Genomic DNA, 11683 nt, shown 5'->3' with positions numbered 1-11683 from the left:
GCGACCTCTCAGACAGGTGACAGATGAACGATTTTGCAGACACCGCCCCGGCGGAACAATCCCCCGCACCCGAAGCGCAGGTTCAATCCCCTGAGCCTCAAACAGAAGGCCAGTCGAGTGAGGCAGCCTCGACCGCAGACGCTGAACCTCGCCGCAGCCGCCGTGAGGCTCTGGAAAAGGCGTTCGAAAGCATTGATGAGCCGGAGAAAGGGAAAAGCGCCGAGAACAAGGCGGTAAACGAGGCTGAGGTCCAGAAGCAAGAGCGCGGGCCGGACGGTAAGTTCGTCAGCAAGTCTCAGCCCGAACAGGCAGAGGTGAAGCCAGAGGCCAAGCCCGAAGCGAAGCCGGAGGGCGAGAGCAGCCATGCAGAGGCGCCATCTCGGTTTTCAGCTGATGCGAAGGCGGCGTGGAAGGATGCCCCGGAGCCGATCCGCGCCGAGGCACACCGCGCCATTCGAGAAATGGAGCAAGGGATTGCGGAATATAAATCCCGCGTGGAGCCGCTGGAGCCGTTCTATCAGATGGCCCAAACCCATGGTGTGAAGTTGGAGGATGCTCTTGGCCGGTACGTGAACCTTGAAAATATGCTGCGCCAAGATCCGGTGCGCGGCTTTCAAGAGATCGCCGCCAACATGGGTCTCTCTTTGCAGCAAGTCTCTCAGATGCTGCAAACCGGCCAGCCCGGGCAGGCCGATCCCCGAGACCAACAGATCCTGGCCCTCCAGCATCAGTTGTCGCAACTCCAGCAGGGCTTCGGTGAAGTGAACAAGGGCATCGAGAGTCAGCAACAGCAAGCAATTGAAAACCAGATCGCGCAGTTCGCGGCGGATCACCCACGTTTCAGCGAACTTGAGCAGACCATGACGGAGCTGATCCAGACAGGCTTCGCGAAGGATCTCCAAGACGCATACGATAAAGCCGACCGGCTGAACCCGGCCCCGGCTCCAGAGCCTCAACAGGCTCCCCCCGCGACCCCGGCTCATACCCGTGTGTCGCAATCCGTGACAGGCGCCCCTTCGGCTGGCTCAAACCCGGCGCAGCGGAAGCCGTCAACGAACCGACAAGAAGCCATTCAGCGCGCAATGAGCGCTGCAGGCTTCTAACTTCAACCAGATGGAGATGAGCAAATGGCTCTAAACCCAAACGAGCGCCTGCAAGAGGCGTTGTCGCTGGCCATCGAGGATCGTTCGACGGGATACCAAGATCTTGTGTCGAACTCGAACGTCCTCCTGGCCATCATGAAAAGCAAAGGGATGTGGAAGACCTTCGAGGGCCCCACTATCCGCGAGCGCCTGCTCTACAATGAGTCCGGCACCTATACGCGCTATTCTGGCTATCAGTTTCTGAACCCGAAGCCTGCAGATCTGGTCAACGACGCCGAGTTTACGCCGAAGATGGCGGCCGTCTCGGTTGTCCTGTCCATGGAAGACATCCTGCAGAACAACGGCTCGACCGCGCAGCTCATGAATATCATGGACCTGCACCTCGAAGCGGCGGAAACAGAGCTGGAAGATCGCTTTGTTGAGGATCTTCACAGCGATGGCACTGCTGACGGCGGGCGTCAGATCGGCGGTCTGCAGCTTGCGCTCCCGACCGACCCCACTGCGGGCACATACGGCGGCATCAGCCGAGCAAGCAACGCCATCTGGCGGACTTCGGCCTACGATGCGTCTACCGCGAGCTGGGATCAGACCAGCGAAACAGCAGTCACGAAGACGTCGGTTAAGCCCATGTTTAACCAAGTGGTCATCGAGCGCAGCCGTGGCCGCACCGGCCCGGATCTGATCCTGTCCTCTCAGGAGCACTACGGTGCCTATATGGGTGCGACTGAGGCCATCCAGCGCATTACCGATGGCGGCGGGAAGATTGCGAAGCTCGGCTTCCCATCGCTGAAGTTTTACGGCGCTGGCAAGTCGATGGATATCGTCCTGGAGGGCGGGATCGGTTCGGCCATGCCGTCTGACACCTCGTACTTCCTCACGACGGATCATCTGCGGTTCCGCTACCACAAGGATCGGAACTTCTCGAAGTTTGGCGGCAAGCAGACGCCGGTCAACCAAGACGCCGTTGTTCAGCACATCGGTTTCTATGGCGAGCTGACGCTGTGCAACCCGCTCCACATGGCCAAACTTTACTAAGGAGGGCTGACCAATGGCAAACATTTCTGGCAACACAATCGGCGTTGATTTCACCAAGGTCTGGTCGGACGGGTTGGCGCAGCCTCGCCCGTTCAAGACCGGCGCCACGGTGCTTGGCGACGATGGCAAGACGTATCAGTACGCCAAGGCCAGCGCGACCATCGCGTCGGGCAATACCGCAGTCAATATCACCCTTTCTTCCGGTGAATACGTGGCGGCGAACTCTGGCGGCTCTGCGGACAATGCTTCGGGCGTTTCGCTCGCAGCGGGCGATCACGCCTGGTTCAAGATCGATTGATGAAACGGCGGCGGGCCTTCGGGCCCGCTTCCTCCCTGCATCTCCCTCAGAAGGACTTCCACCATGGACCCGACCCAAAACCCCGACCTTTCGCTTGGCGTTGAATTCTTCATGCATGCTGTGCCGAACCCGCGCGAGACCAAAGCGCAGGGCCGCCCCATCTACGAAGACAAGGAATACATCCGCATCCGCTTCCCCGCTGACAATAAGCGCGAGCTCGTGGCGTCGGCACATGAGAAGCACTACAACCCACACGCCAAAGAACAGATGACCTATGCGGAGCGGTTCAAGCCTGCGTACGATGCCTTCAAGAGCGACGGCGATCTGGAGGGTGTACACGGCACCCCGCTCGTTGAGCTTACCGTCCTGACCGCAGCCAAGCGCGCTGAACTCGTGGCTCAGAACATCAAAACGGTTGAGCAGCTGGCGGGCCTTCCCGATAACGCGATCAAAAAGCTGGGTATGGGCACCCGCGATCTGGTCGACAGCGCGAAAACATACCTTGAACGGGCCGCCAATCTGTCTGACACCGCCGCACTTCATGCGCGCATTGCGGAGCTTGAAGCGGCTATGGCGGGCAACGACGACGCGCTGCCGCCTGCAGGAGACCAGTTCGAGGGCTTCTCTGAGGATGACCTGAAGAACATGATCGTTGATGCAGGCCATGAGCTTCCGAAAGGCAAGCTGACCCGTGAGCGTCTGGTTCGCGCCCTGCAGTCCATCGCAGACGCGAAAGAGAAGGCGGCCTGATTATGTCTCGCACCGTCCTTGAAATCGTGAGGTCCGCTGCTCCCGCCATTGGGCTGGAACGGCCAGGCGTCTTGTTCGGCAGTACCAGCCGGACGGAGATCGAGCTTCAAAGGGCGGTGATTGAGGCGGCTGATATGGTCTTGCGCGCGCATGATTGGCGCAAGCTTATGAAGATCAGCACATCTACAGGGGACGGCAGTGAGACAGAGTTCGCGCTGCCGTCAGACTTCCTTCGGATGCCGAAGGACGCCGATGTGTGGTCCTCGCGAACGCAATCCCCGCTCTCCCGCATAAGCCCGGAAGACTGGCTGCAGATGGACGTGGGAATCGGTGATTTCTCCTATGGAGCGTGGACTCTGTTTGGCGGAAACATGGTGTTTCGCCCTGCGCTCAGCACTGGCGAAACAGCGCGTTATTGGTATGTAAGCAAAGAGGTCGTTCAAGGCACCGATGGCGCGCGCAAGGAGCGGTTCAGTGACGACGATGACCTGTTTGTTCTTGATGACCGGGTGTTGGAACTGGCGCTGATCTACCAGTGGCGGAAAGACAAAGGTCTCGATTATGCCGAGGAAATGCAGGCGGCAGATGCTGCGCTTTCTCGCGAGGTTGAGAGCGACAAGGGCGCACGGATCGTGACGCAGAGATCAAGCCGGTTGCCCGCTACGAAGGTTGCCTATCCCGGGGTCATTACACCATGAGGCGGCCCGTGCGCAGATCTCAGGCGGGGCAGGTCTCAGTTCCAGCACCTATCGAAGGCTTGATCGAAGGCTACCCATCTTCGGGCCGTGGTGCCGAGGTTCTCGAGAATTTCATACCGACGACGCGCGGCTGCAAAGTTCGAGGCGGGACGCGGCAGTTTGCATACATCAACAATCCTGTTGTTTCGATGTTTGAATATCGTGCAGGTGCTGAGAGCAAGATTTTCGCGGCGAGTTCAAGCGCGATCTTTGACGTTTCCACAACACTGTCTTCGGCCAGCAGCCCCAATAGCGGTGCGCTCAAGTGGGGCCGTGGCAGATGGGGTGTGTCCAAGTGGGGCAAGTCTGAAACGCCTATTGCGGGCGGGCTTTCCTCTGGGGACTGGTCCTAACAACAGATTGGAACCAGCGGTGGGGACTTCCTAATCGCAGTGAATGGCCAAGATGTTGCCCAGATCTATGACGGTACGGACATGAATCCGCTCACCGATGAAGCCGTCAACCAGATCAGCTTCGACGGGATGATTTCCGAGTTTGCTGTAGGTCAGACCCTCACCGGCGACACTTCTGGCGCGACGGCTGAAATTCTCAGCATCGTCCAGCAAACAGGGTCAACGGGCATCCTGAAGATTGGGGCCGTGACCGGTGGTCCGTTTCAGGACGATGAGCCAATTTCAAGCGCAACTGGGAGCGCGTTCGCAGATGGTGCAAACAGCGCCGCGAATGCGATCACGATTTCCGGAGTCGACACCAAGAGTCTATCGCACGTTTGGCTCTATCGGGATCGGCTTTTCTTCGTCAAAAAAGACAGCCTCAAAGCGTACTTCCTCCCGATCGCATCTGTAGGGGGTGCCGCCCTCGATGTGGACCTGTCTGGCGTTTTCCAGCGCGGTGGGCGCCTCCTGTTCGGCGCAACCTGGTCGCTCGACAGTGGGGATGGCCTCGATGACAAGTGCGTGTTCGTGTCGAGCTTTGGGGAGGTTGCAATCTATTCAGGGGCCAATCCGTCAGATGCATCGGCGTGGGCGTTTGAAGGCAGATACGACATTGGCGAACCATTGGGCAAGAATGCTTCCATGCGCATCGGTGGTGATCTGGTCATCGCTACAGACGAGGGTATCGTGCCCCTGAGCGCAGCGTTGCAGCGAGACCCCTCCGAGTTGTCGCTGTCCGCTGTCACCAGAAAGATCCAGAACACCTGGACCGACGAGGCTGCCCGCGCCTCCAGCGATGTCCAATTGCTGAAATGGGCCGCGGGGGAGATGGTATTGGCGGTGTTCCCGCAAGCCACGCGGATGCTGACCGCAAACCTTAACACCACAGCGTGGGCGATCCAGACTGGCTGGCACGGAACCTGCGGCGCCACCTTTGGTGATGGCGTTTACGTCGGCCGCACTGATGGCTTTGTGATGCAGCTGGACACCGGCGGCACGGATGACGGGGCCCCCTTCACCGCGAGAGCATGCCTGAGCTTCGATGAGATGGGCGATCCTGCTGCCTATAAGGTCGCGTCCCTCATGCGGGCGTCATATTTCGCAGATGACGCCTTTGCGGCAGAGTTTAGCGTCGCCAGCGATTTCGACGTGAAGTGGCCGGCGGCTCCGTCTGCTGTCCCTTCGGCGCGTGGCGCAATGGTTTGGGGGGCTACGGCATGGGGTGCGGGTTCTTGGGGAAAGGACATCGAGCGGCCACGCAAGGGCGTCACAGGCCAATGGGAGAGCGTCTATGGCACCGGTTATGCGCTTGCGCCCATGGTCCAGATTACATCGGGCGGGGATCTGAAGCTCCCTGTTGAGTTGCTCCGCGTCGATTTCATCGCTGAGACGGGCGGGAGGGTGGTTTGAGGCTGGTTTGGGGCGGCGATGATGTCGTTGCAGATCTCATCTGCGCAGTCTCTGGTGTAGAGCGCCGTGATTTTGGGCCCAGTCGAGCGTTGGCTGTATTGGATGGTGACGAACTCGTGGGTGGAGCAATTGTTCACGACTGGAACCAGGAGGCTGAAACCGCCGAAATTTCAGCCGGATATTCTCGCTCTGGGGTTCCTCATCGTGCGATCACAAGGGCTCTTGCCGACTACATCTTCGGCACAATGAACTGCCAAGCCGCAATCCTTCGGTGTGATGAAACAAACCTCCGTGTTCGCAGGCTTGCCCGATCGATGGGCGGCCATGAGCATATCATCCCCCGAATGCGGGGGCGCGCGGCCTCAGAAGCCATCATTTTAATTTATGACGACGCTTTTAGGGCGTCTAATTGGAGTTAGCGCGATGAAAACACCGCCGCCCCCCACTCCCCCGGATCCCGCTAAAACAGCGGGCGCGCAGACCGCCAATAACATTGGCACTGCAATCGCGAATGCGAACCTCCAGCTTGTTGATCAGATCACGCCACATGGCAATTTGACGTTCAACCAAACGGATACGTTCAAATACACGGACCCCAATACGGGCAAAGAGTATGACATACCGCGATACACCGCCACGCAGTCATTTTCCCCGGAACAGCAAGCTATCTTTCAGAGCCAGACCCAAGCGCAGGGTAACATGGCTGATCTCGCTGCGGCCTCTTCGGCGCGTTTGAAAGACCACATGGCAGGCGGGATCGACACCACCTCACTTCCGCAAGGTGGATCGGCTGGAGCACTTGGGGGCATGGGGAGCTTGCAGCGTGCTGAAGCGCGCCCTGACCTCGTAGAGAACATTGCTAACGCGGGCCAGATTCGCCGGACATACGGGACAGACTTTTCGGAGGACCGCCGCCGGGTTGAGGATGCGCTTATGTCGCGTATGAACCCGCAGCTTGAGAGGGATCAGGAGGCTTTGCGCGCCCGTCTCGTGGGTCAGGGTATTCGTGAAGGCTCGGAGGCCTACGACCGCGCAATGAACCGCTTTGGCGAGCAGTCAAACGATGCGCGCATGCAGGCAATCCTTGCAGGCGGTCAGGAGCAATCCCGCCTTGTTGGCCTCGAAGCTGACCGTGCAGGCTTTGAGAACGCCGCTCAGGCTCAGCAGTATGGGCAGAATGCCAATGATGCAGAGTTCATGAACAGCGCGCGCTCGAATGAGTTTGGCATGGAGCTGAGCGGGAAGGGGTTCAATAACGACGCTGAGCTGCAAGAGTTCAACCGTTCTCTGGCTGCCAACCAGTACGCAGATCAGAAGCGATCCGGCGTACTTCAGGAGCAGTTTGCGATCCGCAACCAGCCGATCAATGAAATCGGTGCGCTTCTAGGGACTGGTCAGGTGACACAGCCGAATTTCGTGAATGCGCAGATCGGCGGCATCGCCGGGACAGATCGGGCTGGCCTCGAAATGAGCGCCTATAACTCGAAGCTTGATGCTTGGAAGCAGCAGGCTGCTGGCCGGTCTTCACTCATGGGCGGTATTCTCGGAGCCGGTGGGCAACTCGGTGCTGCCGCGCTGATGAGCGACCGTCGCGTCAAATCCGATATTCGCAGAATCGGACGCAGTGGCCGCCTCCCGGTCTATGAATTCCGGTACGTTGGAAGCGATCAAAGGCATGTCGGGTTCATGGCTCAGGACGTACTCAAGGTTGATCCAGGGGCAGTCGTTTTCTTGGAAAGCGGCTTGATGGCTGTCGACTATGACAAGGCTCGGGAGGCTGCGGGATGAAATACTCTTTCGGCGGCAATACCGGCCAGACATACGAGCAACTTCAGCGCAAACGCTCGCTCGCTGAGGCGATGATGGCTCAGCAGAAAGCCCCCCAGAATGTTGGGGAGGGAATAAGTTCTGCCGCTCGATCCATCGCTGGGGCTCTGATCGCGCGCAAGGCCGACAAAGGTCTAGCGCAGGGTAAGGCAGACTTTGACAGCAAGTGGTCTGGCCTCTCTAGCGCTCTAATGGGCGCTCAGGGTGGTGGCTCGACCGCGAGCGCCCCCATGGCCCCTGTGGAGGCACCTGAGCTGCGCAAAGGACTGATTGAGCGAGGTTTGCCCGAACACATCGCAGACGGCTTCCTGATGAACTTTCAGGACGAAAGCGGCCTCAACCCCGGTATCAACGAGCAAAATCCAATCGTGCCTGGATCTCGTGGCGGCTTCGGCCTGTCGCAGTGGACCGGCCCGCGCAGGAAAGCGCTGGAGGCCTTTGCGCAGCAACATGGTAAGCCGGTCAGCGATCCGAACCTGCAGCTCGACTTCCTCATGACAGAACTGCAAGGCTCGGAGAGTGAGGCGTTTGAAAAGATCATGGGAACACAGGACGCAGGAAGTGCGGCTGCGGCGATTGCCACGCATTTCCTCCGCCCCGCTCAGGAGCATCTTGACCGCCGCGTTGCGAAATACACCGGCGGTGCTTCCCCATCTGGTTCCGGGGGCTCCGGACTGGCGCAGGCCATGCAACTCGCTCAGCTTGCAGCAAGCCCATATGCATCCGGTGAGCAGAAAGCTCTGGCGCAGGCGCTGATGCAGCAGCAGATGCAGGCAAACGACCCGATGCGGCAGTTGCAGATGCAGAACCTGCAAAGTCAAATTGCCGCGCGGCAGGCGGGGCCAGAGCCTACAGGCGCGATGCGCGAGTACCAAAAGGCACAGCAACAGGGGTTTGATGGTAGCTTCATGGACTTCCAAACCCAGCTCGCGGAGGCTCGCAGGGCGCAAACCGATGTCACTGTGAACACCGGTGGCCAAGGCCCAGAGCTTGGTAAACTGTCGACGGATTACGGGTACGTGCTTGACCCCAAAACGGGCCAAGCGCGGATCGACCCTGAAACTGGTCTCCCCGTTGCGGCTCCCGTGCCGGGCAGCCCAGCAGCTCAACAGATTGCCGATAATGAGCGGGCCGCGAGTGAGCGAGGCGCGCAAGCCGGTCGGTCTGCAAACATCGTCCTGCAGGATATTGATCGCGCTATTGAGCAGACGGGCGAGTTTGGCACAACGGGCTTGATCGGATCGATCGCCAGCAATGTCGGCGGCACAAACGCGCACGATCTCGAGAACACGCTGCGCACTGTTCAAGCGAACATCGGATTCGACCGTCTCCAGCAGATGAGGGAGGCCAGCCCGACCGGAGGGGCGCTTGGCGCGGTTTCAGAACGTGAGCTTACTGAGCTGCAGGCGGTGATGGGGAGCATCAAACAATCCCAGAGCCAAGAGCAGCTGCAGCGCAACCTGACACGCCTCAAGGGGTTGTATCAGGACATCCTTGCGAAAGCAGAGGCTTATCCGAATGCCGCGCAGTTTGGCTTTGGGGATGATGAACCCGCCGCTCAGGCCGGGTTTGAGCAGTTCGCCGCGGATCCATCAGCGATTGCTGCGGCTGAAAAGTACGGTGTTTCCCTTGAGGAAATGTGGCGGATCAAGCAGGAGGGCCAGTAATGGACGAATTTGAAGCGCTAGCCCTTGCTGCCGCTGCTCACAAACGCAAGCAGTCAACCCCGTCTCAACGCAATGAGGACGGCACGTATGGCCAGCCCCCGGAGGGCATGTTTGTGAACCCCGGCACGGGCCAGATGACGAGCCGCGAGATGATCGCGACCAACACCGATTCCAGCATGGGTGGAACCGTTGCTCGTGGGATTGGTGCGGGTGTCACCTTCGGCCTTGATGATGAAGCGCAAGCACTAGGCGCGTTTGTTCGCGGCGGGCCAGAACTGGGAAGGTTTCGGCTTGAACAGGCGCGAGCGCAACAAGACGTTGATGCGGAGCAACACCCTGTCGCAAGCACTGGTGGCAAGATTGCGGGCGCGCTCGTCCCAGCTGCCGGATCTGCCCCCTTGGCCGTTGGGAAAAGCCTGCTGGGCACTATGGGGCGCGGGGCATTTATCGGTGGCATTGAAGGTGCTGCGCATGGCGCCGGGGGAGGTGAGGGCCTCGATGGGCGCGTGAACGGCTCCTTATGGGGTGGCAGTGTTGGAGGGCTCGTTGGCGGGGGCGCCCCAGCTGTCATTGGAGCTCTCAAGGGGGTTCTGAATCCTGCTATCGCTGCATTCACCCGTAAGCCGAGTGAGACGAAGGTCCGTCGTGCTCTTGTGGATGCACTTCAGCAAAGCGGAAGGACGGCCGACGATGTTGCAGCCGAGGTTGCGGAGGCTGGATTGGAGGGGCAGGGTGAGTTCCGGCTGATGGATGCCCTCCGCGAGGCCGGACAGCGGCGAGCTAGCGGGCTGGTTCGCGCGGGTGGAGATGGCGGAGCCGAGCTTGCGGAGTTTCTCGAGAAGCGTCAGCTTGGCCAGCCAGAAAGAGTGGCTGGTTTTATCGATGATGCCTTCGGCATGGGTGGAGAGACAGCGCAAGCTCGCGCTGCTGCCCTCACGGCGGCCCGTGGTCAAGCTGCAGATGCGGCTTACGATGCCGCCCGCAGCAATGCCGCGCCGGTCGATGTTCGCAGCGCTCTACGCGTGATCGATGATCGGATCGGGGGCATGCAAGGCAGCGGTGTCACTGGCGATGGGATCGACGCCAAGCTTGTCCGCTATCGGTCGCGGCTTGCCGCACCTGAGAGCAAGCTACCAGAGGGTGAGATCGCACGCGAACTGAGTGACTTTGATCGTGTTCTCGGGGTGAAACAGGCCGTCCAGGATGATATTGGCGCTGCCGTACGAGCCGGTCGAAACAATGAGGCGCGTGAGTTGGGCAAGCTTGTGGCAGCTCTTGATGAAGCGCTAGAGGGCGCAAGTGAGGGCTACAGGGCGGCAAATGACAGCTTCCGGAACGCTTCTCAGGTAATCGGTGCTGTTGATGAAGGTGTGCAAATGGCTCGCCCTCGCCAGAGAGCAGCGGACACAATCGCTCGCTTCCAGTCAATGACCCCGGAACAGCAGTCTGCAGCGCGTGTCGGATACGGAGATACCCTCTTGGCCAGATTGGAGGCGGCAAACGCCCCAACATCCAATCGTGCGAAAGCTCTGCAAAGCCCGAAGGTAGAGGCAGAGAGCGGGGCCATGTCCGTGGATCCTAGCTTACTATCTCGCAGGATCGATCGCGAAAACGCAATGTGGAGTGTTCAGAACAGGGCGCTTGGAGGGAGCCGCACGGCTGACAACCTTGCGGATATTGAGGCCACAGAGAGGACCACATCAGGCCTTGCGGGGGCTTTGGCTGATCTGGCAAACCTGAATGCTGGGACAGCCGTGCAGAAAGCTATCGGCGCAATTGGACCACTGGTGCGCGGTGAAAATGATGCTACCCGGCATGCGCTGGCGCGCGCTCTGATGTCGGCAGATCCGCAAGCTGTGCTTTCGCCAGCCGTTCGGAAGCAATTCCAGTCGAATGTGCGTGATGGTCTCGTTGCTGCGCTGATGCGCCAGCCGGTGCGCGAGAGCTTCACGCCTTAATGGGGCATGAAATAAAAACCTGCCAGTGCAAATGCCATGGGTACTAGCGCAGCCAGATATATCCATGGAGGCAGGGTTTCATGGGTGCCTGTCCTTTTCTCCTCTTTAGTCACGCGCCAGCAGAAGAAGTAGAACAGAACTGAAAGGCCGTTTCCGACCATGACCGCTGTTACAATCTGCAGAAAGAAAACCCATTCCATCTGACTAACCTATCCATGAAGGGGCAGGTGGGCAATGGGGCCTGCCCGCCCCCTCATGAACGTGAGTGACGTCACTGCATCATAGCAGCAGCCATAGTGGTTCGGTTTTGTTGCCGAAGTGAGAACTGACGCTCCACGCAATCGGTAAAAGCTGCAGAATTGGGATCTGCTCCAAGTTTGCCGCATACTGTCCGAGCATGCTCAATATCTGCTTCAGTATGATCACAGGCCGAAAGGGCTGCCAGCCCGGCCACGAGTAAAATCCAGCGCATCCGATACTCCAATAACAATCCAAAAACGCAG

11 protein-coding genes are annotated in these 11683 nt (G+C 59.4%); 9 read left to right on the top strand and 2 right to left on the bottom strand.

Annotation, left to right across the window (positions count from 1 at the left end; genetic code table 11):
• Nucleotides 1-23 precede the first annotated feature (23 nt).
• The 9 genes from ACZ1HH_RS16555 (at nucleotide 24) to ACZ1HH_RS16515 (ending at nucleotide 11180) form a co-directional block, all read left to right on the top strand.
• Nucleotides 24-1103, top strand: a complete 1080-nt coding sequence (locus ACZ1HH_RS16555) for a hypothetical protein (protein WP_487320451.1) — start codon at nucleotides 24-26, stop codon at nucleotides 1101-1103.
• A gap of 24 nt (nucleotides 1104-1127) precedes the next feature.
• On the top strand, nucleotides 1128-2138 hold the full coding sequence (locus ACZ1HH_RS16550; protein WP_472635402.1) for a phage major capsid protein: 1011 nt from the start codon (nucleotides 1128-1130) through the stop codon (nucleotides 2136-2138).
• A gap of 13 nt (nucleotides 2139-2151) precedes the next feature.
• The gene (locus ACZ1HH_RS16545) at nucleotides 2152-2436 is read left to right on the top strand and encodes a hypothetical protein (RefSeq protein WP_472635401.1); all 285 of its coding nucleotides are present in this window, start codon (nucleotides 2152-2154) and stop codon (nucleotides 2434-2436) included.
• Nucleotides 2437-2499: 63 nt separating this feature from the next.
• Nucleotides 2500-3186, top strand: a complete 687-nt coding sequence (locus ACZ1HH_RS16540) for a hypothetical protein (protein ID WP_472635400.1) — start codon at nucleotides 2500-2502, stop codon at nucleotides 3184-3186.
• A gap of 2 nt (nucleotides 3187-3188) precedes the next feature.
• On the top strand, nucleotides 3189-3884 hold the full coding sequence (locus tag ACZ1HH_RS16535; protein WP_472635399.1) for a phage adaptor protein: 696 nt from the start codon (nucleotides 3189-3191) through the stop codon (nucleotides 3882-3884).
• A 473-nt stretch (nucleotides 3885-4357) separates the two neighbouring features.
• Nucleotides 4358-5728 (top strand): hypothetical protein, encoded by a 1371-nt coding sequence (locus ACZ1HH_RS16530; protein ID WP_472635397.1) that lies wholly within the window; start codon nucleotides 4358-4360, stop codon nucleotides 5726-5728.
• 423 nt (nucleotides 5729-6151) lie between these two features.
• Nucleotides 6152-7516, top strand: coding sequence for a tail fiber domain-containing protein (locus ACZ1HH_RS16525; protein WP_487320450.1), 1365 nt, complete (start codon nucleotides 6152-6154; stop codon nucleotides 7514-7516).
• Nucleotides 7513-9222: a phage tail tip lysozyme gene (locus tag ACZ1HH_RS16520; protein WP_472635395.1), complete on the top strand. Its 1710-nt coding sequence runs from the start codon at nucleotides 7513-7515 to the stop codon at nucleotides 9220-9222. The genes ACZ1HH_RS16525 and ACZ1HH_RS16520 overlap by 4 nt, the downstream gene beginning before the upstream one ends.
• Nucleotides 9222-11180 (top strand): hypothetical protein, encoded by a 1959-nt coding sequence (locus tag ACZ1HH_RS16515; RefSeq protein ID WP_472635394.1) that lies wholly within the window; start codon nucleotides 9222-9224, stop codon nucleotides 11178-11180. The genes ACZ1HH_RS16520 and ACZ1HH_RS16515 overlap by 1 nt, the downstream gene beginning before the upstream one ends.
• On the opposite strand, the gene ACZ1HH_RS16510 is transcribed toward ACZ1HH_RS16515, so the two are convergent.
• Complete coding sequence (locus ACZ1HH_RS16510) at nucleotides 11177-11380, bottom strand: hypothetical protein (RefSeq protein WP_487320449.1); 204 nt, start codon at nucleotides 11378-11380, stop codon at nucleotides 11177-11179. The two genes, ACZ1HH_RS16515 and ACZ1HH_RS16510, sit on opposite strands and share 4 nt — an antisense overlap.
• A 71-nt stretch (nucleotides 11381-11451) precedes the next feature.
• Complete coding sequence (locus ACZ1HH_RS16505; protein WP_472635393.1) at nucleotides 11452-11652, bottom strand: hypothetical protein; 201 nt, start codon at nucleotides 11650-11652, stop codon at nucleotides 11452-11454.
• Nucleotides 11653-11683 lie beyond the last annotated feature (31 nt).

It is taken from the genome of Epibacterium sp. HA2-3, from assembly GCF_055693725.2.
Note: the sequence above shows the minus strand (reverse complement) of the source record. Positions and strands in the feature narration are given on the sequence as shown.

Coding starts and splice junctions, on each gene's coding strand:
- ACZ1HH_RS16555 (WP_487320451.1), top strand. CDS start 24: ATGAACGATTTTGCAGACACCGCCCCGGCGGAACAATCCCCCGCACCC.
- ACZ1HH_RS16550 (WP_472635402.1), top strand. CDS start 1,128: ATGGCTCTAAACCCAAACGAGCGCCTGCAAGAGGCGTTGTCGCTGGCC.
- ACZ1HH_RS16545 (WP_472635401.1), top strand. CDS start 2,152: ATGGCAAACATTTCTGGCAACACAATCGGCGTTGATTTCACCAAGGTC.
- ACZ1HH_RS16540 (WP_472635400.1), top strand. CDS start 2,500: ATGGACCCGACCCAAAACCCCGACCTTTCGCTTGGCGTTGAATTCTTC.
- ACZ1HH_RS16535 (WP_472635399.1), top strand. CDS start 3,189: ATGTCTCGCACCGTCCTTGAAATCGTGAGGTCCGCTGCTCCCGCCATT.
- ACZ1HH_RS16530 (WP_472635397.1), top strand. CDS start 4,358: ATGAATCCGCTCACCGATGAAGCCGTCAACCAGATCAGCTTCGACGGG.
- ACZ1HH_RS16525 (WP_487320450.1), top strand. CDS start 6,152: ATGAAAACACCGCCGCCCCCCACTCCCCCGGATCCCGCTAAAACAGCG.
- ACZ1HH_RS16520 (WP_472635395.1), top strand. CDS start 7,513: ATGAAATACTCTTTCGGCGGCAATACCGGCCAGACATACGAGCAACTT.
- ACZ1HH_RS16515 (WP_472635394.1), top strand. CDS start 9,222: ATGGACGAATTTGAAGCGCTAGCCCTTGCTGCCGCTGCTCACAAACGC.
- ACZ1HH_RS16510 (WP_487320449.1), bottom strand. CDS start 11,380: ATGGAATGGGTTTTCTTTCTGCAGATTGTAACAGCGGTCATGGTCGGA.
- ACZ1HH_RS16505 (WP_472635393.1), bottom strand. CDS start 11,652: ATGCGCTGGATTTTACTCGTGGCCGGGCTGGCAGCCCTTTCGGCCTGT.